Raw genomic sequence first — 22472 nt, forward strand, 5'->3', positions numbered from 1 at the left:
CCACTGAAAAGGACATCTCCATGCGTTCGCTTTTCCATCTCGCCTACCATGTCACCGATCTCGATGAGGCGCGTCAGTTCTATGGCGGCGTGCTTGGCTGCGAAGAGGGCCGGTCCACCGACACCTGGGTGGATTTCAACTTTTTCGGACACCAGATTTCACTGCATCTCGGCAAGCCGTTCGAGGTCACCCGCACCGGCAAGGTGGGCGATCACATGGTAATGATGCCGCATCTCGGCGTCGTCCTGCCGCTCGATGCCTGGCTTGCGCTGTCCGAACGGCTGCAGCATGCGGGCATTGCTTTCGACATACCGCCGGTCATACGGTTTGAAGGCGAGCCGGGCGAGCAGCGCACGATGTTCTTCTTCGATCCGAGCGGCAATCCGATCGAGGTCAAGGGGTTCAAGGATTTCGACGGCGTTTTCGCCCATTGAGGCCAAGCCACCGGCGGCTCCGGCCGCCGGCTCTTCCGTCATTGCATTAGGCGCTCACCACCAATATGCGGGCGAGCGGGTCAGCAGTTCGTTTTCATGTCCGCCGATAATCAGGATGTCTTCGAAGAACGCGGCCCCGACCCCATCGAGTGATAGGAATGCTTCGACACCGAACACCATGTTTTCGTCGACGACATCGTCCGGCTGCGACATGACAGTCGAGATCCGCGGCTGTTCGAAGCCGAGGCCTATCCCGTGCCCGTAGAACGGGAAATTCTTCATGATCGGCGAGACCGATCCGCCAAAGGCAGCTGTCAGGCGGTCGCCTTCGGCAGCGACGTCCAGAAGCTTCGTTCCGGGGCGCATCATGTCGGACAGGCGATGGACGATGTTTGCCGCTGCCTCGATCAGCCTCCGCTGGTCGGCGGTCGGCCTGCCGCGCACGCCAGTACGGCCGGGGTCGAGATAGTAACCCTGGTAAAAGGCGCCGTGCAGCGTGCCGGTTACGATATCGCCCGGCTTCGGCGTATCGGCGCTGTAGCCTGTTAACGGAAAGCGCTGGTCGAAGCCGAGGGTTTCGCCGTGGTTGGTGCCGATCATCTGCAGCCGGCCGCCTCGCCGCACCACTTCGCGGGCTGCCTCGCCGGCCGCTTCCCGCTCTGAAAGGCCCGACGTCAGACCCTCCATCAGGCGATTGAGCCCGGCCGTGGCCGTCTCGCCGCCGATGCGATAGCACTCCAGCTCAAGCGGGCTCTTGATCCGCCGCGCGGCGCGCACCAGGTCGTCTGCGGGCACCCAGTCGATACCGGGCGCTACCTCGAGCAGTTGCTGGTAGAATTTCATCGGGATGAACTGTGTACCGACCAGCGCCACGCGGCCCGTGATGCCCCTGTCGTTCAACGCCTTCGCCACGCTGCGGAAGGGATGGTTCGAACAATGCGCGTCGGAGATGGAGACGAGATCGGTTCGAACCTCGGGTTCGTCGATGTGGAGCTGCGGCTCCTTGCCCTGTTGAAGAATGATGCCCGAGAACGAACGCGCCGACCAGATCAGCGAATCCGTGCCGCCGCTGATAGCGTAGTGGTTCGAAAGATAGAGGATGTCGCCGCAATTATCGGTGGTCCCGCCGCCACGTCCGAAGACGACCGCCGTCTCGAAGTCGTGCGCCCGCATGACCTCCAGCACCCTGTCCCACCGGCTTTGATATTCGTGCAGCGGGAAATAGCGGCTCATCGTCAAACTCCTGTCGGCGGACCATGGCGCCAGTGGCTGCGTTCGCAGATCCTACGCATTCAGGGCGGCGGCGGATTGGCAAAACGTCGAAACTTCACCGGCACGGAAATTGGGTACACCAATTGTGTTCCCAAGTCAAACCTCGGAGCTTCTTCAATTGATTATTTAATGGGCCGGGTGAAATTTTAATCAATCAGAACAGTCTGATGACGGGCCGGCTGGTAAATGTATGAAATCAGTTCTTGAATTCCAGCGGTATACTGAATACCCTTCCTGTGGGCGGTAAGGCAAAGGCAATCCCGGCAACAGGCTTAGAGCCATTCCCGGGGTGAGAGTATTGGGTAACCGAACGATGACAGACATTTCCGAGACGGCAATTGCTGGCCAAGCTACACCGCCCCCCACGACACCGCTTCTGGTCCTCAAGGACATCCGAAAGAGCTTTGGCGACAACGAGGTCCTGAAGGGTGTTTCGCTTGCGGTCGAGCCCGGCGAGGTGGTTTCGATCATTGGCGCCAGCGGCTCCGGCAAAAGCACTTTCCTGCGCTCGATCAACGGCCTCGAGATGCCGCAATCCGGCTTCCTGAAGTTCGAGGAACTGTCTTTCGATTTCCGCACGGAATCGCGTTTTCTTCCGACTCCGGCGCAGATGCAGTCGCTGCGGACCCGCGTCGGCATGGTCTTCCAGAGCTACAATCTCTGGCCGCACATGACGGTGCTCGAAAACGTCATCCATGCGCCGATGAAACTGTTGAAGCTTCCCAAGGCACAGGCCGTCGAAGAGGCGGAGGCACTGCTGTCGCGCATCGGTCTCTACGACAAGCGCCACAGCTATCCGTCCCGGCTTTCCGGCGGCCAGCAGCAGCGCGTCGCCATCGTCCGGGCGCTGGCGATGAAACCGCGTCTGATGCTGTTCGACGAGGTGACCTCGGCCCTCGATCCCGAACTGGTGCACGAGGTTCTCGTGCTGATGGCCTCGCTTGCCGCCGAGGGCATGACGATGCTCCTGGTGACCCACGAGATTGCCTTTGCGCGCGACGTGTCGTCCCGCGTCCTGTTTTTCGACAAGGGCGTTATCGCCGAAACGGGGTCGCGCGATATTCTGCGCAACCCCGGCAGCGACCGGCTGCGGCAGTTCCTCCATCGCATCCTTCACGATGGCCTGGCCTATGGCTCCGCGCCTGCTGAAACTATCGAGGGAGCATGATGATGCTGGCTGATTTCCTGGGGGATGTCCGTCTTTACGGATCCGGCTTCCTGATGGCATCCTGGACCGTCTTCTGGCTGACGATCCTCACCATTGTCGTCAGCTGGATTTGCGGTCTGCTCGCAGCCCTCGGCCAGCGGTCGAAATGGCGTGCCGTTCGCTCGGTCACGGCCTTCTACATCTGGTTCATTCGCGGCACGCCGACGATCATCCAGATATTCATCGTCTATTTCGGCTTTCCGCAGGTCGGGATCCGGTTGTCGCCGTTTACCGCCGGCGTGCTGGCGCTCGGCATAAACAGCGGCGCGTATGTGGCTGAAATCATCCGCAGCGGCCTCATGGCGATCCCGCGCGGGCAGACCGAATCCGCACTGGCGATCGGCTTCAGCCAGGCTGCCACGATGCGGACGATCGTCTTGCCGCAGGTCTTCCGCATCGTTCTGCCGTCGCTCACCAACGAGGCGATCTCGACGCTGAAGAATACCTCGTTGCTGTCGACAATTACGGTTGTGGAATTGACGCTCTACGCCCAGACGCTGATCGCGATGACCTTCCGCCCGTTCGATTTCTACATTGCGGTTGCGGTCATCTACCTGCTGCTGACGACGATCCTGACCCAGCTTGCCGCCTGGCTGGAGCGCCGCTACGCGGTGAACAGCTGAGGCACCCTGCCTATTCCTCGTGCGCCATGCCCGAAGAAACTGACCCCGGTTGCAAACGACAGGGGATATCGATCAAGAAAAATGAAGGGAACAGTCATGAAACGCCAGCTTATCGCCCTTGCGCTTGCCGCAGCGGCCGCCTTTTCCACTCACGCTCCGGCTTCGGCCGCCGATCTCGAACTGCTGCAACCCGGCAAATTGCTGGTGGCTACCGAGGGCACCTTTCCGCCGTTCAGCATGCGTGGTGCCGATGGCAGCCTCGACGGCCTGGAAATCCGCGTCATGAAGGAGATTTCCAAACGTCTCGGTCTCGAATACACACCGGTCATCATCAAGTGGGAATCGCTGTTGATCGGGTTGCAGGCCGACCAGTATGATATCACCAGCGACGCCATGGATATCACGCCCGAGCGCCAGAAGCAGGTCGTCTTTGCCGATGGCTGGCTCGAATCCGGCGCGGCTGTGGTCGTTCCGAAGGGCTCCGCCATCAAGACGCCTGCCGATCTCAAGGGCAAATCCGTCGGGGCGCTGGCATCCTCGACCTTCGCCAAGCTGGCAGAAGACAAGGGCGCCACGGTCAAGGCCTATAAGGCCGAGACGGACGGCATCCAGGATCTCCTCAACGGCAACATCGACGCCGAGATCACCGACGCCATCGGGGCCGGCTACATGATCAAGTCGGCGAAGATGCCGCTCGAGGTGCTTCCGGAAGCCATCAGCCATATCCAGAAGGGTTTTGCGGTCAAGAAAGGCAAGCCTGAACTCGTCAAGGCCGTCAACAAGGCTCTGGCCGAGATGGTTGCCGACGGCACCTATGCCAAGCTGACGACAGATCTCGTCGGCTTCGATCCAGCGCCGAAGAATCCCATCAGGACTATCCAGTAAGGCTCACTGCCGACATCGCCTAGCAGGTCGCTGCAGCGGTTTTGCCGTAGCAGCGATCTCTATCGTCAATAATTTAAAACAAAAGAGATCGATCATTACCTTGCCTTGAAAGCCGTATCGTGTGAACAGGTTATATATCCTGACAGACAGAGACTTGTGGAAAGCAACCATGAAGTTCAAACTGCATACCTTCGGTCGCTTAAGACTTGTTGATCGCGTCGGTGATGTTTCTTTTCCTGAAAAAGCTCTTTTAGCGCTCTGTTATCTTCTTGATACCAAGCAGATGGAAGCAAAGCGCGAAGATGTGGCCGCGTTACTGTGGAGTGGCTCAAGTCAATCCGGCCTGCTCGCCAACATGCGCAAGCTCATCTCCCGGATCAAGGACAGGCAGCTCGAACTCGGTGTCGAATTCCTGACGTTTACCGACAAGACAATTCGCGTGGAGATCGGCTCGCTCGATTTCGACCTCACATCCATCGACACTCTGGAAGACGAGGACGCGGTCCGCTCCCTGCACCGGATGTTGAATGTCATTGGTCCGGAGTTTCTCCAGGACTTCGTGCCCATGGATACGCTGCTCGACGCCTGGGTCGAGGAAAAACGCAAGGGCTGTTCAGACCGGTTGCTGCGGGCGTTCAAACGCGCCTTGCCGATGCTCTCGGCCCGGGGCTGCGACGACGTGATGCGGACAGCCGCGCTCCGCCTATTCACGCTCTACCCTCAGGACGAAGAGGTCCAGCGCTTCCTTCTCGAATGCTCGGGGAGCGAGGGTAGCCTGGAGGGTTTGTCATCCGGCGCGAGCCTGAAGGAGGAGACGCCATCCGGCTCTGCGGATGCGGGACAAGACCTGCTTTCGCTGGATCTGGCGGGCCGGATGTTCAACAAGCAGTTTGCGGAGGCCCGCGCGTTGCTGCTGGCTCGCCCGTCGCCGTTCCTGTCTCCCTACGGCGGCGGCCATCTCAAGCTGCCGCGTCTGGCACTTCTGCCGCCGCAACTCGACGGCGGAAATATTGTCGCGACGCTGCTTGCGGCCTCCCTTGTCGAGGACATCACGATCGGTTTCGGCGCCCTGAAAAGCGTGCGCGTGATCGCCCCCCACACGGCCAGCCAGTTTTCCCGCGATCCGGACAAGGCTGCGACATTCGCCCGCCATTCCATTTCCTATATCCTCGATACCCGGATCAGCTACGACGAGGAGGTTTCGCTCTTTGCCCAGCTGATCTCCTTTGCCAATGACGAGATCGTCTGGGCTGAACGTTTCAGCCTCGATGCCTCCAACCTGACGCGGCAAAGGCGGGAAATTTCCAAGCGTATCGCGGTGACCGTTGCCTCGCAGATTGAGCGGGACGAGCTGTCACGGGCTTATTTCGAGGCCAGCCCGGAGGCCTATCACAGCTATCTGGTTGGGCAGCGTCATCTCAAGGATCTGACATTGCCGAATCTGCGCCGGGCCCGTCGGGAATTCCGGTCCGCGCTGCAAACCAACCCGCATTTTGCTCCGGCGCTGAGCGGTATCGCGCGCACCTATTCCAAGGAATGGTTGCTCACGGCGCGCGGCGACCAGGAATTGCTGGCCTCGGCTGCGGAGTTTTCCACCAAGGCGATTGCTGCCGGTGCAGATCTCGGCGGAGGGTATCGCGAGTTGGGAGTGGTCAGGCTGCTGCAGGGGGACCTCGACGAGAGCGTCGAGGCGATGAAGCTTGCCGAGAAGCTCAGCCCGCACAATGCCGATATTATCGCCGACCATGCCGATACGCTGGTTCATTATTCGCAGCCGGCGGCGGCGATGGAAAAAATAGTCAATGCCATCGACCTCAACCCGCTGACACCTGACACCTACCTTTGGACTGCCGCCGGTGCCAGCTACTGCCTCTTGAATTTCGAGGCTGCCCTGGCCTATATCGCCATGACGCACGACAAGAGCCTTACCAATAGGCTCTCTGCGGCCTGCTGGGCGATGCTCGGCGACATCAGGAAGGCGCGTTCCTTCGTGCGCAAGGCGCGGCAGAGCAATCCTGATTTCGATGTGGATAAGTGGCTTTCAGTCATCGCCATGAAAGAACAGTGGCAGAAAGATCTGTATCGCGAAGGCCTGCGAAAAGCTGGATTTTAGGCAGACACGAGAGGGAACATCGATGGCGAAAGTGGTCGTATTCGGACTGCCAGGGGAAGACGGCTTGTGGATCGCGGATCTTGCTGCGGGGACAGTGACCGCTCTTGCCGCACCGACTTCCGGAGCGCTCAAGCAAGCGAACGATCTAAGGACGGCCGGCGCAACGGTCGTAAAAGAGGTCGATCTGGCTGTTGCCGTCAGCAGCACGGCCGACGTGGCCTCCGGTTTCCTCGACGGCTAGGGCCTCGTTTCCCGGGTTGCGCGGCGAGGTGGCAGAGGCTACCACAGTCGGGCAATCACACGCTGCAAGCCTTGAAGGCCATTCGTGAAGAGGAGAACACCGATGAAAGCACTTTCACTCCTGGCAATGTTGAGCGCCTCCGTTGCCGGACAAGCCTTTGCGATAGAGACCGGGCCGGTTTCGGCCGAACCTGCGGCCAAGACATTCACCATCGGCAGCATCAAGGTGACCGCGCTGCGGGATGCTCAGTTCGTTGCAGCCAATGACGGCAAGCTTTTTGGCGTCGGGATCGGACCGGAGGCCGTTTCCAAGGTGCTGAAGGCAGCCGGACAGCCGACGGACCGCGTTACGCTCAGTGTCGACGGGCTTCTTGTGCAGTCCGGCAGCCAGAAAATCCTGATCGATACCGGCCTTGGGCCATCGGCGCACGGTGTTCTGCTGGAAAGCCTCGCCAAGGCCGGGAGCAAGCCGGAGGATATTTCCGACGTGCTGATCACCCACGTTCACGGCGATCACATCGGCGGACTGGTAAAGGCAGACGGTTCTCTTGCATTCGCCAACGCGACGATCCGCATTTCAGCGCCCGACTGGACGTGGCTGCAGACCCAGCCGAAGATGGCTGCGCTGGTGACCGCCATCACGCCCAAGGTGAAGACCTTCGCACCGGGAGACAGCGTTGCCGAGGGCATCACCTCCGTGCCGATCAAGGGACACACCCCGGGTCATGTCGGCTATCAGATCGTCTCCGGCAATAAACGGCTTCTGGACATCGGTGACACAGCCCATAGCTCCATTGTATCGCTAGCCGAGCCCGATTGGGCGATGGGCTTTGACAACGATGCAGTCGAGGGCAAGGTCAGCCGCCGGGAAATCCTGTCGCAACTCGCCAAGGATGACGAGCTGATCTTTGCACCCCACTTTCCGTTTCCCGGTGTCGGCCACATCGTGGCGGTAGGCGATCACTTCGCCTGGAAGCCGCAAAAGTAAACATGTTTAGCCGGCTCCACGCCTAGGTTTACCAAAAGCCGAGGCGGCGTGGTCTGGAATGCGGGTACTTTCCTGCATTCCACCTCGCTCAGACAGCCGTTTCAGTAGCCTTTGCCGGCCAGGTATCTGTCGATGATGTCGATGAAGGCGTCGATATCGGCGGATGTCGTCCTGTGGTTGACGATTGCGCAGCGCACTGCCAGCTCGCCGCCGACCGTCGTCCAGGACGGGGCAGCCAGGCCGGATTGCTGGAGGTCGAGCACCAGATCCCGGACAAAATCGGAACCTGCCCCGCGAACACCGAAGCAGACGATGTTCAAGGCGACCGGTGCCCTGAGTTCCAGCAGCGTGTGCCGCTCGATATGGTGGGCAAGATGGGATGCCAGTTCGCAGGTATGCGCAATGGAACTGCCGATGCGCTCCGTGCCGAGCGTTTCGATCGTCATCCAGGTCTTGAGCGCTCGAAAGCCGCGCGACAGATCGGGGCCGAGATCGCAGGGCCAGGTCTCACCGGCCGCAAGGCCGCGATCGGCGCGCTGGAGATAGGCCGCCGGCTGGGCGAAGGCCCGCTTGTGGGCGGCGCCGTCCCTGACCAGCAGAAACCCGGCATCATAGGGAACATGGCCCCATTTGTGAAAGTCCAGCGCCACAGAGGCTGATTTCTCGATGCCCGCAAACAGCTCTCGCAGATCGTGCGAAAGCACTGCCAAAGCGCCGATAGCGCCGTCGACGTGGAACCATAGATTTTCCTGGACAGCGATGTCGGCTATGGCAGAAAGCGGATCGATGGCCCCGGTATTGACGGTGCCGGCGGTGCCGACGACGAGAAACGGCAGGTGTCCGGCGGCCCGGTCGGCGTCGATCATGGTGCGCAAAACGCTGGTCTGCATTCGTCCGTCAGCGTCGACAGTCACCGTTCGCAAATTGGCCGAGCCTATGCCGGAAAGCTCCATCGCCTGGGCAATGCAGCCATGGGCTTCGCTCGAGGTATAGGCGACGAGTTGTCGGTCCCGATTCCGCAAGCCGTTTTGGCGGACGGAATGGCCGAGCGCCTCCGTTCTGGCGATGATCACAGCCAGGAAGTTGGCCATGGAAGAGCCGGTGAGAAACAGGCCGCTGGCGCCTTGGGGATAGCCGAGGGCCTCGCTCATCCAGCGGACGATCTGGTGCTCGACCTCCAGTCCGATATGGTCGCGGCCGCCACAATTAAGGTTCATTCCGGCGGCGACGATCTCGGCCACCATACCGACGGGCGTACCCGCGCCATGGACCCAGCCCATGAACAGCGGATGCAGGTTGCCGGTGGCGAAGGGAAGGATGTGGGTGCGCACGTCATCGAGGATGTCGCCGAGTTCGCGAGGGTCTGCAGGCAACGGACGGGCAAACCGGGCGCGCGTTTCGGCTGCCGGCGGTTGCCAAACCGGTCGCTGCCGGACGGTCTCGATATGGCTGATCATGTCGTCCAGCATGCCGTGGGCGAGCGCGCGAAATTCACTCCAGTCCAGCGGGTCGAGGCTGGAGCGCTCAGCCGTTCTATCGCCGCGCGTATCCGCTTCCGGCATCAGAGAGCCCGGACATGGTGAAGGACGGCCGCCAGCTTGTCGAACACCGCATCGAGCCGCGATTCCACCGGATGGAATGCCTGGTGCAACGGCAGAGCAGCTGCCATGCGGGCCGAGACATCAAGCACGTCGGCCGCTGAAGCCGCGACCCTGAGGACCGTGCGAGATCCAAGCCGGACGGCTTGGCCAAGATGGCAAACCGGACCGTCGTCGCGCTCGCGCATGAGCAGGTGGATCATCTGCGAGTGCTCGAAGGAGGCAAAGCCGCCGGTGCGGTTGGAGATCGTGAAGGGCACGATCGTTCTTGCGTCGAGATGGGCGCCCTCATCGTTGGCATGCAGGCGGATACCGGCGACGCTGTCGATACGGGCGCGCACCAGTTTCACGAAATGGGCCTTGATGAGCGCCTGCTCGTCGTCCTGGATGACGGCGTAGCGATCGAGGGCGGCAGAGGCCGCCACCCATCGAAGGCCGAGACCGAGATTGAAGTGCGAGCCGAATGTGAAATCCATCTTTTCCCGAAGTGCCGATGGCCAGTCATGGGCTGCCGTGTAGGCCGAGAGGCCGGAAGGAATAGCGCTTCTGGTGGCGAGGGCCTCCCCGAGAGACGTCGGCACGAGGAGAGCGCCGGAAAAGGGTGGGCCCCCGACAAATTTCGAGCCAGTCAGTACGACGAGAAAACCGTCGGCAAGATCCTGCCGGATATCGGACGCCGAGCAGCGGAACTGGCAGGCATCGACGATCACATGCACGCGGCCGGGGGCAAGCAAAGCCGCATGCCGGGCTGCCTGCCGCGTCACGCCGGACAGGCCTGTCTTCGATGTATCGAGCACATGGACGAGCACGTCGCGGTCGCGTTTCAGCTCCCGTTCGACGGCGGCGATCATGGCATCGTCGATCTCCTCCTGACGACGCGGTTCGCCTTCGCCGTTGCGGATGGCCACGGTGCACACCTCGATCCGCTCGGGATCCAGGCCTTCCAGCGGCTTTCCGGCTTCGACGGTGCTGCCGAGGGCAGCAAGATCCGAATAGTGGCATCCGGATGCAGCCCGGGGCACGCCGCTGCCGGTCTCTTCCGGCGCAACGAGAATATTGGTGAGGGGCCGCGCGGAAAGCCCTGCAAACAGGCAAAGGGCCATCAACTCCGCGTCTGTCCCGGAGGCTGCCAGAATGATCGTGGCGTCGGTACAGCCAAGGCTGGTGGCGATGCCCTTACGGATATCGGCAAACCATCGGTCGATCGCAACCGGATCTGCTGACTGGCGATCGACGAGCCGCTCGAGAGCGATCCCGGCCGCGCGGAACCCGTCGCCTGATACGTTGCTGGCCGTCGTCGACGAGAACGAAATTTCGTGCTCGGCGGGCGTCGTCAGTGTGCCGTAGCGGTTCCGTCGATGGACGGGATCGGGCGAAATGCGTTGGTCGCCGCCAGCCCCGAGTAGCAGCGGAACGGAGGCGAGCGACTGCCCGAGAAGCGCTGTTTTAGCCGGCCTCGATGACGGGTCGACTGGCATCGGTAGGATTAGACGCTGACTTGCAGCCATGATGGTCTCCGTAATTTGGCTGCGAACGACGGCTTCAGAGGATCGGCTCGTCGACCGCCACGGCGCCGGCGATATAGGAGATTTGCATTTCGTGCTGGATCAGCGGCGCAAGATCACGGGCGCGCTGGGTGAACTCCAGCCCGCAACGGTCGACATATGCGCGGTCGACGCGTGCGCTCGAGCCGGGGTCGATGATCTTCTCGCCGTCCCAGAAGACCGCATGCCCGGTGTCGGGGACCGTCGGTGAGACGACGCCGATGATCCCGGGCTTGTCCCACAGCATGTAGATACCACTGAGCAGCACGAGGCCGCATGCGTTGGCGACGCCGCGCATGATGGAGTGGCTCATAGGCCCGCCCAGAGGGAACCGGGGGTCGCTTTTTATCGCCATGTCCTGGATGTCTTCGTAGGTCCTGCCGGTAAACATCGCCAGCGCGCAGATCAGGCAGTCGTCGTCAGTCCTTTGGTAGACAGCCGGTTTTCCCGTATGGGCACAGGTGACGTCGGAGGCGGAGGTCGCGCGCAGCATGCGATCTCTCAGGGCGCCTTCGAAGGCTGCGAATAGCTTGGTCGTCGCCTGCTTCTTGTAGGGGAAGACCTTTTCGGAATCCATCGAGTGGACGATCATGGCGACGTCGGCTTCGAACATCAGCAGACGTCCGTCCGACAACTCGGCGCAATCGATGGCGAAGTAGTCAAGCCCGAAGCGGCGATGCAGGGCGTCGAAGGCTGCTGCGTGGCGGACGGCGAAGTCGGTGTCGAAATTGGCCATCCAGCGGCCTTCTTCCTCGCGACGCTCCGCATGCTCAGCCATGCCGGCGCTGAGGTAATGGACCATCCAGTGGTCGGAAATCGCCAGGTGGCTGGCATAGGCCTTGCCATTGATGAACGCGATGCGCTGTTTGCGGAACTTTCCGTCCTCGTCGCTGTAGTCGATGAAGGGCGTCAGGTAGAATTCGGTGTCGGCGTGCGCGGCGAGATAGCCCGAAAGCTCCCAGCGGGCCGAGATTTTCTCCATGCCCTTGCCCGCATGCGTGCCGTGTGGCCGGACGATGATCGGAAAGCTCGTTGCGTCGAGGATGGAGCCCAGTTCGATCTCGCCAGCAGCGAGCCGCTGAAGCTTTTGACGATCGACGCGAACGGTTGCAGGCGCGAGAACCCAGCGCTCGTCCCTGAAGGCATTGGAAACGCCATCCCTGGAAAGATCCATGATGGACTGCGGCGCATTGTTCAGGATCGGTCCCGACCAGTCGCGCAAAAGCCGCTTGAGGTTTTCGAGGACCGGGAGATTGTCCGTGGATTCACCAACCGCGACGAAGGCGACGTCATGTGCCGGGATATCGGAGAGATCCCGGGTTTCCGCGTCGACGTAATAGAGCAGGAGGTTGGTATCCGAATGCTCGAGCAGAAACTCGATCGGCGTATTTGCCATGAAATCGCCAGCCGTCATGAACACCAGAATGTCCAGGCCTGTGCCCTTGCCATTCTGGATCCGGTACTGGCGGCTGATATCGAGGGCAGCCTTCTGGCTGATGACGGCCTTTTCCTTCTCGCCCACCGTATGCAGGACGATCGAGGCATCCATGAAGGCGGCAGCGTCGCCGAGATCGGCAGAAGCCCGCTCCAGCAGCTGGTTCCAGAGGGGCGTGATGTCTCTCTGTTCATAGATCGCCCGCACGATCGGCGCCTTGCCGATGATCAGGTTGGGGTCCGCAAATGTCTGGATCTGGGCCGCTGCACCAATCAAACTCTCAAGCCTTCCACTATGCGGCGCGCCCCGCCTTGCCCGGCGTGGTTCCGCTTTCAGATACATGTTGTCACGATATTCGCTCCCAGCGCTTGCGCGAGCCTTGTCCGGGCTGCCTGAGCTGACGAACGATCGGATCGCCGCGTTTCAAAGCGCGCGCTCTGCTCGTTCGCGATTCGCAAGGACGGCCTTCCCCCCATGTCCGGTCGGAGGGCTCAAGGGCCCGAAATGCGTCTTCCGGGTGACTATTACAAAACGTAGTCGTGCTAGCCGTTTTCTAAATGTGTTTTCACAGCCGCGTCGCTGGAAATCGGCTCTTCCAGCGGCCCCGTTTGGCGAGACGGAAGTTGTGCGGCCGCACCCTTTCGCCATAGCCTTGGTCCACGGGCGAAAGCTCCGGATAAAACAGGCTCCCACCTAGCAGGCTTCAGACCGTATCGACCCTCTCGATACAAGCGACCTGCACCGAAGAAATGGATTTTAAAGATGATGATTAAGGGTCTTCTCCTTGCATCGGCTGCCGCCCTCTCGGCATTCTCGGCTGCCAATGCAGCGGACGCAATTGTTGCAGCTGAGCCGGAACCGCTCGAATATGTTCGCATTTGCGATGCCTACGGCGCCGGTTACTTCTACATTCCAGGCACGGAAACCTGCCTGAAGATCGGTGGCATGGTTCGTACTGAAGGCGAGTGGAAAGATGCCTACCAGCCTGATCACAAGATCGGCACGCTTTGGCACACCCGCGCTGAACTCAGCCTCGACACTGCCAGCGACACCGAATACGGCGCGCTGAAGACCGACATGGTCATGCGTTGGGATTCGCAGGAAGGCGACAACTCCACAAAGCTGCTGTTTGCCAACATCAGCCTCGGCGGCTTCCTCGTCGGCAAGGCCGACTCGCAGTTCTCGTCCTATCCGGGCTATGCTGGCGACATCATCCAGGACGACGTGGTTTCCTACGGCCCTGGACCGACGAACACCGAACTCAACCAGCTGACCTACACGTTTGATCCGGGCAATGGCTTCACGGCTCTCGCTTCGATCGAAGACAGCAATTCGAGCGGCGACACCTACTACGACTCCAGCTTCACCCAGAGCAACGGCAAAAGCTGGCAGATCTCCAAGAACGACCAGTACGTTCCAGACGGCGTTCTGGGCTTCGGCTTCAAGTCGGGCGCATGGGGCATCAAGGTTGTCGGCGGCTACGACTCGATCGTCAAAGAAGGCGCCATCAAGGCTCGCGTCGATGCCGATTTCGGCACCTTCTCGGCATTCCTGATGGGCGGCTGGAACACAGACGGCGACAAGCTCAACAAGTACGCTTCGGGCTATGTTACCGACGGTGCTTGCCCTGCGAACAAGGAAGAGCTTTGCGGCTGGGGTGACTGGGCAGTCTGGGGCGGTGGTTCTGCAACCATCAACGACAAGCTCAAGGCCAACGTTCAGGTCGCCTACACAGACTCGAAGATCTTTGCCGCTGCTGCAAACGTCAAGTTCCAGCCAGTCAAGGGCCTGACCGTCGAGCCTGAAGTCGAATACACCAACTGGGATTCGACAAACGAACACTCCTGGGCTGGTATCCTGCGTTTCCAGCGCAGCTTCTAATAGACAGCTTCTTTAAAGCAGTCTGAGCATGGCCCGGCTTTTGTCGGGCCATGTTTTTTGTGGTTCACAACGCATGACCGGCGTGCCACCGCGGCGGCTTTGCTGAACGCCATGACGCACGCCGTTTTATTAATGTGCACAAGCAGCCACGTCTCGCAGAAGATGTGATCCTGGTCGTGCTGCTAGCGCAGGAATGCGTTGCCGAAAACTTATGCTAGGCTAACAGTAACGATGCTACGCGCGACATTCCCTGCCGCTCAACGTAGCACACCAATTGGATTGACCTCCAATGGCGGAGGCCTGGTCTCCCTGGCCAGGCCTCTTTCTCCCCGCTAGATCCGGGTGAACCTCGGGCCTTCTGCAAAGCTGCCTCCAACGGTATGTTGGCTATCGGCGACCAGCTTGCGCCGGAAATGACCATCTTTCTCCGACGAAACACTTTAACCCCGCTGCAATATATATTCGGCAAAATGCATAAACAGCGGCGGGAGATGTATTCCGACGATCGGCATGAAGCCATTTTCCGTCTCCGGGAGTAGCTCTGTGCAATCACTGCGCCGAAATCGCGCCAAAGTCGAAGCAATCCTCTGGATTGCGACATTCCTGGTGATCTACGGGCTGGCCGTTCATTACAACGGGCACGAGGCCCTCGATACATTTTTCCGCGAAAACGAGAAATACGATTTCGATGAGGTCTTTACGGCCCTGAATATCGGCGGCGCCCTGGGTCTGATCTATTCGCTGGTCCGCATAAAGGACATGGCGGAAGAAATTCGCCGGAGACATGCCGCCGAGAAAAATGTCGACTGGATTGCCTGCCACGATCCCCTGACCGAGCTCCCCAACAGGCGTTTTCTCGGCGCGGATGCGGCGACACGAGAAAACCTTGCCTGCAAGGATGGATACGCAGTCTTCAGCATCGACCTAGATGGCTTCAAGAAGATCAACGACCTTCTCGGCCACGATTACGGCGATCAGGTACTGAAGATCGTGGCGGAGCGGCTTCGCTACATTTTTCCGGATGCCAACGTCTATCGCCTGGGCGGCGACGAGTTCCTTGTCATCACGGAGAGGATGGGAAATCCCGATCTTATCGCGGTGGGAAACCGCATCGTCAGCAATATCTCGAAGCCGATATCAATCAACGCTGCAAACGTCGACGTGGGTGCCAGCGTCGGCATCGCGCGGATCCCCGAGGATAGCGCCACCTTGGCGGAGGCTATCCAGCAATCCGACTGCGCGATGTATGCCGCGAAGAAAGCAGGCCGCAACGGCGTCAGGACCTTCGTACCCGCCATGCAGACGGAGCTTGAAAAGCGCGTCCAGATGGAAGCCGATCTGAAGCGCGCCATGAAGGCGGGAAAATCCGTCCGCATTACCAGCCGCTGGTCGATCTCAAGACCCGGGAGATCGTCGGTTACGAGGCGCTTGCGCGATGGGAGGTCTCGCCGGGTCAATTCATTCCGCCCAGCGACTTCATTCCGCTCGCCGAGGATAGCGGCCTGATTGTCGAACTGACCGACAGTCTCTTTCGAACGGCCTGCCGGGATGCTCTGTCCTGGCCCGTTGATACCGTGCTGTCGTTCAACATCTCTCCCGTCCAGCTCAGCGACAGGCTGCTGGGGCTTCGCCTGATGCAAGTTCTAGGAGAGGTCGGCCTTCCCGTCCACCGGCTGGAACTGGAGGTGACGGAAAGCGCGCTCATCCAGGATCCCGAGGCGGCCCGCTATGTCCTCGATCAGTTCACCAAGGCCGGCATCAAAATCGCGCTGGATGATTTCGGCACCGGCTATTCCAGCCTATCCCAACTGTCCGCATTTCAGTTCGACAAGATCAAGATCGACAGGAGCTTCGTCGCGACCTTCGAAAACAGCGACAAGCAGGACAAGGTCGTCAGGGCAATCATCTCGCTGGGAAGCGGGCTCGGCGTCAAGATCACGGCGGAAGGCATCGAGCAGGAGAGCCAGCTCCAGCGGCTGCAGGTCCTGGGCTGTGACATCGGCCAAGGCTACCTGCTTGGCAAGCCGCAAGCGATAGCCCAGCCCATCCTCGCGAACGAGCGGCAGGAGACATCGTCTTCCCGCTGACTTCTGAGATACGATCTCACGGGCACGACGGGGTCATGCTCCTAGTTCCGTTTTGTCTCCGAGCGAACCCTGATGGCAAAGGGCACGCAGGCCAGGGCGGCGAGGGTCAGGATCGCCACCATTGTCCATGCCTCATTGATGGACTGGGTGAGGGCTGCCTTCTCGACCAATGGCTGCAGCATGGATCGGGTGGCGTCGTCGATAGGTCCTGACGGGCGAGAGGTGAACATGTCGAGCGGTATGCCGACATAGGTCGCCGTGGCTACGTCTCCGGCGGCAAGCTTTTCCATCAATGCCGTACCGTGGCCCGGCGAGCGGCCGTAGATCACCGTGTCGATCAAAGCGAGGCCGATAGCGCCGCCGAGGTTGCGCATCAGATTGAAAAGACCGCTGGCGTCGGGAACGCGGCTTTCGGGCAGGTTGCCGAGGGCAAGGCGCGTCGGTGGCAGCAGGCAGAACATGATCGCCACGCCACGGATGACCTGGGGCCAGAACATCGCGGCGGAATCGCTGTCGGGTGTCTGGAACGCGCTCATCCCGAGGCCGACGGCAAACAGTGTGAACCCTGCTGCGGAGAGAAGTCGCGCCCCGACGCGCTGCTCGAGAAAGACGGCGATCGGCGCTGTCAGCAGTTGGGCCACGCCCGTGACCAGCATGATCGTGCCGATTTCGAGCGCATTGTGACCGCGCACGAACGCCAGGAAAACCGGCATCAGATAAACCGATCCAAACAGTCCGATGCCGAGCACGAAGCTCAGGATGCAGCCGACCAGGAACGACCGGTCGGCGAAGCTTCCGAGGTCGACGATGGACACCCCGGCTTTCAATGTCCGGCGCACGAACATCGAAAGGCTGGCGAGGCTGATCACCAGCAGGCCCAGCACGAGGCCGGACAGCCATCCGCGCTGCGGGGCTTCTTTGAGGGCAATTTCGAGGGCCGCGAGTGCCACGGCCATCGCGAGCAGCGACACGAGGTCCAGAGGTCTCAACGTGCCCAAGCGCATCGTCGACTTCGGCAGCAGGAAGCCGGCGATACCGGCCGACAGGATGCCTGGAATGATGTTGATCAGAAACAGCCAGTGCCAGGAATATGTTTCGGTGATCCAGCCGCCGACGACCGGGCCGACCGTCGGGGCGAGAACGGCAAGAACGCCGGCGATGGTGGTGGCTATACCCTGCCGCGCTACCGGGAACAGGATGAAGACGGCAGAAAAAACAGCCGGAATCAGCGTGCCTCCGGAAAAACCCTGCAGCACCCGCCAGGCTATCAACTCCGAAAAGCTGTCGCTGGCGGCACAACCGGCCGAGGAGAGCGTGAACACCGTGACGGCAAGCACGAACAGCCAGCGCATCGTCAGGGTACGCGTCAACACGCCGGTCAACGGGATCGCAATCACCTCCGCGATGAGATAGGCGGTCTGCACCCAGCTCATCTGATCCTGAGGAATATCGAGTGCGCTCTGGATGGTCGGCAGGGATGTCGCCACCACCTGGACATCGAGGATCGCCATGAACATGCCGACACACATGACGATAAAGCCCAGCCAGGTGGCCGTGCCGGTTGCAGTCACTTGAGATTGGCTCACTTTCGATCCTCCGCACGCCGTTCGTGCGCGATGATTGATATGGTCGGATCATGGCCGTTGGCAATGGAGGGGCGGCGATGGCGATCTGACGCGTCAACGGGGTCCGGGCTATCTTACGGCTACGTCCGGTGGCGGACGGATTTGATTTTCAATCTTGCTAACGGCGGTCGTCGTTCCATATCGTCAAGTTCGCGAACCATTTTATCAGCGTTCGCCGTTGAAAGCTTCCATGACGCGCATCGCTATTATCGGCTCCGGCCCGACCGGCATCTATACGCTGAAGGGTCTGGTAGGCTCGCCCGAGCCGCTGTCCATCACCATCTTCGAGATCGAGCCGGATCCGGGCAAGGGAACGCCCTATCATCCGGCATTGAACGACCAAGCGATGCTGTCGAATATCGCCAGCATCGAGCTGCCGCCGATCTGCGAGACGCTGGTTGCCTGGCTTCGGCGTCAGAGCGACGCTGGGCTGGAGAGACTGCACGTGTCGCGAGACGCAATTGACGAGCGCGAGTTCTATCCGCGCGTGGTTCTTGGTGAGTATCTGCAGGCTCAGTTCTCGCAGCTCGTGCAGGCGGGGAAGGAGCGGGGGCATAGGATCGACATCAAGCCGCGCCACCGCGTCATCGACATCGCGTTGCAGGTTGACGACATTGCCCTCGTGGCTCAGCGGCCGGATGGGACGCAGGCCGATTACGGGTTCGACCACGTCGTCATGGCGACCGGCCACGACTGGCCTGACAACATCGAGATCAAGCCGGGATATTTCATGTCGCCCTGGCCGGCAGTCAATCTGAAGTCGATCGGCAATTGCGCCGTTGGCATCCTCGGGACATCGCTGAGTGCAATCGACGCAATGGTGACCGTGGCGACGGCACATGGCGCATTCTATGTCGATGCCAGCGGTTTGCTCGAATACCAGCAGGCCTCCGATTCAGAGGGCTTCAGCATCACCATGATGTCCCGCAAGGGGCTTCTGCCGGAAGCCGACTTCTATCACGAGATCCCCTACCTTCCCTTGCAGTTCTGCACGAATGAAGCGATCGACGCCTTGCTGGCGACGAGCCGTGGCAACTTGCTCGACGATATCTTCGACCTGTTCAAGGCCGAACTGCTCGCCAACGATCCGGAGTATTCGGCGAGTATCGGCCTGTCGCTGCGGACGATCGAGACCATCGGACCCGCTTATTTCGCAGAGCGCGAATCCCGCGATCCTTTCGCCTGGGCGGCACTGAACCTTGCCGAAGCGGCGCGCAACAAGCAGCAGCGCCATACCGTGCCATGGCGCTATGCGATCCTGCGCATGCACGAGGCGATTGCCCGCGCGGTACCGCAGCTGGACAGCGAGGACCTGAAGCGGTTTCACAAGCACTTTAAAAGCATTTTTATCGATGACTATGCCACCGTGCCGCATGAATCCATCAAGAGGATATTGGCGCTGCGGCGCGCGGGAAAGCTGGATATCGTTGCCCTTGGCGACGACTACGAAATCGACAACGAGCGGGTCGAGCGCGGAGCAGAGGTCACCTACGACGGCAAGACACTAACCTTCGGCGCCTTCATCGACGCGACGGGGCAGCATCCGCTGTCGGTACGGGACATTCCGTTTCCAACCCTCCTGAAGCAGGGCGTCATTCGCAAGGCAGCCACCAGTGCCGCGTCATCGATCATCATGCCGGACGGTCACCAGGCCGTGGTGCGGACCGGCGGCATCGACCTGGATGATGCTTTCCGGCCGAAATTCGAAAGCCCGGTGTCGAACAAGCTCTATTGCGCCGCAATCTCGTTCCTGCTGCACAAGCTACCCTTCGTCCAGGGCATTACCAGCGCAAACGATATCGGTGGCGTGGTCTCCGCTGCCATACTGGCCGACAGTATGCCGGGTAGCGCCAAACCGGAGCTGCTGGCCGCCGGCTGACATTCCAGCTTCAGGAGTCGAGCCGGAGCTTCAGTTGCTGTCCCGGCTTTTCAAGATAGTGCTCGAGCGAACGACCGAATTGCAGGCGGGAGTAGGTTTCCTTGCGCTGTCGTTCGGCATGCTCGCGCGCAGCTCTTGATTTTGCGACGATTTCGAGAGTCTTCTGAATGACGAGGTTGGCACTGTCCATCTGCACGTCTCCATTTGTTCTCTTTATGTTCTCATTTTTCGCGAGGTATGTCAATGCATGCCGAAGCAGGCGTTTCGCACGCCGGTCTTAAGGCTGGAAGGCCTTATGCCGACTGCTGCGCCAGGAAGGATTTTGCAGTTTCGATTGCCGGGCGGCAGCTTGGCACTGCGTTCGACAGGATGCGATCGGGTGCGGTGCCGAGGACCCAGATGTCGAATGCCATGGATACGAGCGGCAAAGGATTTGTGGTGGCGTGGTCGGTGATCACCTGACCGGCGCTGGTCGTGCAGGCCCTGACATTGGCAACGACCTCGTAAGGCACGTTGGCCTTTGCAAGGCGGCTGGTAATCTCGGTTTGAAACGGGTCGAGGATAAGGAGCTGCACGAAATAAAAAACGAGGGCGCTGAGCATTTTGGTTTCCAGTTGGCCGTGACGTGCGATCCGACATCGCACAAGCAGCCAAAAGCTTGCACCAGAGGGGCCCGGATCAGGGTAGTCCCTATGTAGGAAGCCTGGAGCGATCCGCAACACGGGGGCAAGCGTTCCGGCCATCTTGACCGTTCGGCAGGCGTACCAGTGCCCATCGGTTTTCATCGTCTGCTCCGAGGTATATAGGACCCTGGCGCTCGTCCCAAGAATGCCTTCGTTCAGGTAGATGTCAGGAAAATCGCACATTGTTTTCTGCTGCATTGCCAGGGTGCAGCCGGCCTCGTACCGCACGCCCGGGCATGCCATTTTGGAGACCTTCTTTGAACGATCGTAACACCGAAAACGCGCGGCCCTTCGGTCGGCCCGTGCTGGGAAGCGTGACGCTTTGCTTCCTGACGACGCTCTATCTGCTGGTCGTCACAAACTGGACGTTCTGGCAAAAGGCCCATGGCTACCTGACCGGAAATGCGCTTGCCTTCACCGCATTTGTCATCGGCATCTCCGCGCTTTTCATGGCCGTCGTCACATTGTTCTCGGCGAAATATGTCACGAAGCCGATCCTGATCTTCTTTGTCCTGGTATCGTCCGCCTGTTCCTGGTTCAACGACCAGTTCGGGGTCGTCATCGACAAGGACATGATCCGCAACGCGGCCGTTTCGACCGGCGCCGAGGCCGGGCACCTCATTACCTTCCGATTTGCCCTTCATCTACTGCTGACAGCCTTGCTGCCGTCGCTGCTGATAATCTGGGTGCGTATCCGCCACCGGACAATCCTGCCGAAGCTGGCGCAGAACACGGCGATCATCCTCGGCTGCCTTGCTATCTTTGCCGGCGCCGGCATCAGCTATTACAAGGTCTTTGCCGGCGTCGGGCGCGCCCACCGCGATATCCTGGCTACCCTCAACCCGTTCATGCCGATCAATAATGCCGTCAGCTACGTCGTGTCGGCACAGAAGGATGCGCATGTCGTCGCCGAGCCCCTGGGGACGGACGCCCACCGGGTCAACATCGATCCCTCCGGCAAGCCTCGGGTGACGATCATCGTTGCCGGCGAAACCGCGCGCGCCTCGGATTTCTCGCTCGGTGGATATAACCGCGATACCAATCCCGAGATGAAGAAGCAGGACGTCGTCTATTTCCCCAACACGACCAGCTGCGGCACGGCGACGGCGACGTCAATTCCCTGCATGTACTCGATCTACCCGCGCGCCGACTACACCCATCGCAAGGGGCTGCAGACCCAGAATCTTCTGGATGTCCTCAGTCATGCCAAGGTGGACGTCTCCTGGCTGGACAACGACACCGGCAGCTACAACGTCACCGACAGGGTGGCCTACGAATACCTGCCGAATTCCAAGGATCCGCGCTTCTGCAAGGATGGCGAATGCCTGGATGCGATCCTTCTGGACAAGGTCGATGCCTGGCTCGATCACGTCAAAGGTGACAGCGTGCTGGTTCTCCACCAGCTCGGCAGCCACGGACCTGCCTATTTCCAGCGCTATCCCGAGGAGTTCCGACGCTTCACACCGGATTGCCGCGCCAACGATTTCGGTGCCTGTACGCCGGAGGAGATCACCAACGCCTACGACAATACGATCCTCTATACGGACCACGTCGTCTCGGTCGTCATCGACAAGATTAAGCAGCGCGCTGCCAAGCTGGATGGTGCCGTCGTCTATGTCTCCGATCACGGAGAGTCACTCGGCGAGAATGGTATCTACCTGCACGGCACGCCCTACTTCATCGCGCCGACGCAGCAGACGCACGTGCCGTTCCTGGCCTGGGTATCGGACGACCTGTCGAAATCTGCCGGCTTCGATATGAAATGCCTCGGGCAGCACGCCGACGGGCAGTATTCGCACGACAATTTCTTCCATTCGATCCTCGGCCTTATGGATGTCTCCACCAAGGTCTACAATGCGAAGATGGATGTTTTTTCCCAATGCCGCCGGCCCGCCGGCGCGCTCGCCAGCGCTGGATGAGAGCTCAGTGGCAGGCAAAGCACAGAGAGAAACGCCCACGGACAGTGGGCGTTTCTGGC

17 protein-coding genes and 1 pseudogene are annotated in these 22472 nt (G+C 60.4%); 11 read left to right on the forward strand and 7 right to left on the reverse strand.

The genetic code is table 11. The features are described 5' to 3' along the window. Positions 1-20: 20 nt before the first annotated feature. The gene (locus tag PR018_RS18405) at positions 21-434 is read left to right on the forward strand and encodes a VOC family protein (RefSeq protein WP_142830847.1); all 414 of its coding nucleotides are present in this window, start codon (positions 21-23) and stop codon (positions 432-434) included. A gap of 54 nt (positions 435-488) precedes the next feature. Here the strand turns inward: PR018_RS18405 and PR018_RS18410 are convergent, their stop codons facing one another. Beyond that, on the reverse strand, positions 489-1667 hold the full coding sequence (locus PR018_RS18410) for a M24 family metallopeptidase (RefSeq protein WP_142830849.1): 1179 nt from the start codon (positions 1665-1667) through the stop codon (positions 489-491). Positions 1668-2019: 352 nt separating this feature from the next. Between PR018_RS18410 and PR018_RS18415 the strand changes: the two genes are divergently transcribed. The 6 genes from PR018_RS18415 (at position 2020) to PR018_RS18440 (ending at position 7762) form a co-directional block, all read left to right on the forward strand. Next, positions 2020-2874, forward strand: coding sequence for an amino acid ABC transporter ATP-binding protein (locus PR018_RS18415; RefSeq protein WP_142830851.1), 855 nt, complete (start codon positions 2020-2022; stop codon positions 2872-2874). A gap of 2 nt (positions 2875-2876) precedes the next feature. After that, on the forward strand, positions 2877-3536 hold the full coding sequence (locus tag PR018_RS18420) for an amino acid ABC transporter permease (protein WP_142830853.1): 660 nt from the start codon (positions 2877-2879) through the stop codon (positions 3534-3536). A 96-nt stretch (positions 3537-3632) separates the two neighbouring features. After that, positions 3633-4421, forward strand: a complete 789-nt coding sequence (locus PR018_RS18425; protein ID WP_142830855.1) for a transporter substrate-binding domain-containing protein — start codon at positions 3633-3635, stop codon at positions 4419-4421. Positions 4422-4590: 169 nt separating this feature from the next. Beyond that, positions 4591-6534 carry a hypothetical protein gene (locus tag PR018_RS18430; RefSeq protein ID WP_142830857.1) on the forward strand — a complete coding sequence of 648 codons (1944 nt, stop codon included), beginning with the start codon at positions 4591-4593 and terminating at the stop codon, positions 6532-6534. Between the two features lie 22 nt (positions 6535-6556). Beyond that, the gene (locus PR018_RS18435) at positions 6557-6775 is read left to right on the forward strand and encodes a hypothetical protein (RefSeq protein ID WP_142830859.1); all 219 of its coding nucleotides are present in this window, start codon (positions 6557-6559) and stop codon (positions 6773-6775) included. A 102-nt stretch (positions 6776-6877) separates the two neighbouring features. Then, complete coding sequence (locus PR018_RS18440) at positions 6878-7762, forward strand: MBL fold metallo-hydrolase (protein ID WP_142830861.1); 885 nt, start codon at positions 6878-6880, stop codon at positions 7760-7762. 101 nt (positions 7763-7863) lie between these two features. Here PR018_RS18440 and PR018_RS18445 read toward each other — a convergent pair whose 3' ends face one another. The 3 genes from PR018_RS18445 to PR018_RS18455 are packed head-to-tail and all read right to left on the reverse strand — an operon-like array spanning position 7864 to position 12615. Further along, complete coding sequence (locus PR018_RS18445) at positions 7864-9324, reverse strand: pyridoxal phosphate-dependent decarboxylase family protein (protein WP_142830863.1); 1461 nt, start codon at positions 9322-9324, stop codon at positions 7864-7866. Further along, complete coding sequence (locus PR018_RS18450) at positions 9324-10868, reverse strand: hypothetical protein (protein WP_142830865.1); 1545 nt, start codon at positions 10866-10868, stop codon at positions 9324-9326. Before PR018_RS18450 ends, PR018_RS18445 begins: the two co-directional genes overlap by 1 nt. A gap of 34 nt (positions 10869-10902) precedes the next feature. After that, positions 10903-12615, reverse strand: a complete 1713-nt coding sequence (locus PR018_RS18455) for an ATP-grasp domain-containing protein (RefSeq protein WP_202617190.1) — start codon at positions 12613-12615, stop codon at positions 10903-10905. A 486-nt stretch (positions 12616-13101) separates the two neighbouring features. Between PR018_RS18455 and PR018_RS18460 the strand changes: the two genes are divergently transcribed. Beyond that, complete coding sequence (locus PR018_RS18460) at positions 13102-14220, forward strand: porin (RefSeq protein ID WP_142830867.1); 1119 nt, start codon at positions 13102-13104, stop codon at positions 14218-14220. A 543-nt stretch (positions 14221-14763) separates the two neighbouring features. Next, positions 14764-16307 (forward strand): annotated as a pseudogene (locus tag PR018_RS28480) (putative bifunctional diguanylate cyclase/phosphodiesterase). A gap of 41 nt (positions 16308-16348) precedes the next feature. On the opposite strand, the gene PR018_RS18470 reads toward PR018_RS28480, so the two are convergent. Continuing rightward, on the reverse strand, positions 16349-17836 hold the full coding sequence (locus PR018_RS18470; RefSeq protein ID WP_142831002.1) for a DHA2 family efflux MFS transporter permease subunit: 1488 nt from the start codon (positions 17834-17836) through the stop codon (positions 16349-16351). A gap of 286 nt (positions 17837-18122) precedes the next feature. Between PR018_RS18470 and PR018_RS18475 the strand changes: the two genes are divergently transcribed. Beyond that, positions 18123-19811 (forward strand): FAD/NAD(P)-binding protein, encoded by a 1689-nt coding sequence (locus PR018_RS18475; RefSeq protein WP_142830869.1) that lies wholly within the window; start codon positions 18123-18125, stop codon positions 19809-19811. 10 nt (positions 19812-19821) lie between these two features. Here the strand turns inward: PR018_RS18475 and PR018_RS18480 are convergent, their stop codons facing one another. Continuing rightward, positions 19822-20001 (reverse strand): hypothetical protein, encoded by a 180-nt coding sequence (locus tag PR018_RS18480; protein ID WP_111218572.1) that lies wholly within the window; start codon positions 19999-20001, stop codon positions 19822-19824. 103 nt (positions 20002-20104) lie between these two features. Then, positions 20105-20413: a hypothetical protein gene (locus PR018_RS18485; RefSeq protein WP_142830871.1), complete on the reverse strand. Its 309-nt coding sequence runs from the start codon at positions 20411-20413 to the stop codon at positions 20105-20107. Positions 20414-20751: 338 nt separating this feature from the next. On the opposite strand from PR018_RS18485, the gene PR018_RS18490 reads away from it, so the two are divergent. Beyond that, the gene (locus PR018_RS18490; protein ID WP_209186393.1) at positions 20752-22413 is read left to right on the forward strand and encodes a phosphoethanolamine transferase; all 1662 of its coding nucleotides are present in this window, start codon (positions 20752-20754) and stop codon (positions 22411-22413) included. The last annotated feature ends 59 nt before the right edge of the window (positions 22414-22472 follow it).

This window comes from Rhizobium rhododendri (assembly GCF_007000325.2).
GTDB classification, from domain to species: domain Bacteria; phylum Pseudomonadota; class Alphaproteobacteria; order Rhizobiales; family Rhizobiaceae; genus Rhizobium; species Rhizobium rhododendri.

Bases quoted from the DNA above. Each gene is read 5' to 3' on its own strand.
- PR018_RS18405 (WP_142830847.1), top strand. From the start codon at position 21: ATGCGTTCGCTTTTCCATCTCGCCTACCATGTCACCGATCTCGATGAG.
- PR018_RS18410 (WP_142830849.1), bottom strand. From the start codon at position 1,667: ATGAGCCGCTATTTCCCGCTGCACGAATATCAAAGCCGGTGGGACAGG.
- PR018_RS18415 (WP_142830851.1), top strand. From the start codon at position 2,020: ATGACAGACATTTCCGAGACGGCAATTGCTGGCCAAGCTACACCGCCC.
- PR018_RS18420 (WP_142830853.1), top strand. From the start codon at position 2,877: ATGCTGGCTGATTTCCTGGGGGATGTCCGTCTTTACGGATCCGGCTTC.
- PR018_RS18425 (WP_142830855.1), top strand. From the start codon at position 3,633: ATGAAACGCCAGCTTATCGCCCTTGCGCTTGCCGCAGCGGCCGCCTTT.
- PR018_RS18430 (WP_142830857.1), top strand. From the start codon at position 4,591: ATGAAGTTCAAACTGCATACCTTCGGTCGCTTAAGACTTGTTGATCGC.
- PR018_RS18435 (WP_142830859.1), top strand. From the start codon at position 6,557: ATGGCGAAAGTGGTCGTATTCGGACTGCCAGGGGAAGACGGCTTGTGG.
- PR018_RS18440 (WP_142830861.1), top strand. From the start codon at position 6,878: ATGAAAGCACTTTCACTCCTGGCAATGTTGAGCGCCTCCGTTGCCGGA.
- PR018_RS18445 (WP_142830863.1), bottom strand. From the start codon at position 9,324: ATGCCGGAAGCGGATACGCGCGGCGATAGAACGGCTGAGCGCTCCAGC.
- PR018_RS18450 (WP_142830865.1), bottom strand. From the start codon at position 10,868: ATGGCTGCAAGTCAGCGTCTAATCCTACCGATGCCAGTCGACCCGTCA.
- PR018_RS18460 (WP_142830867.1), top strand. From the start codon at position 13,102: ATGATGATTAAGGGTCTTCTCCTTGCATCGGCTGCCGCCCTCTCGGCA.
- PR018_RS18470 (WP_142831002.1), bottom strand. From the start codon at position 17,836: ATGTGTGTCGGCATGTTCATGGCGATCCTCGATGTCCAGGTGGTGGCG.
- PR018_RS18475 (WP_142830869.1), top strand. From the start codon at position 18,123: ATGACGCGCATCGCTATTATCGGCTCCGGCCCGACCGGCATCTATACG.
- PR018_RS18480 (WP_111218572.1), bottom strand. From the start codon at position 20,001: ATGGACAGTGCCAACCTCGTCATTCAGAAGACTCTCGAAATCGTCGCA.
- PR018_RS18485 (WP_142830871.1), bottom strand. From the start codon at position 20,413: ATGCTCAGCGCCCTCGTTTTTTATTTCGTGCAGCTCCTTATCCTCGAC.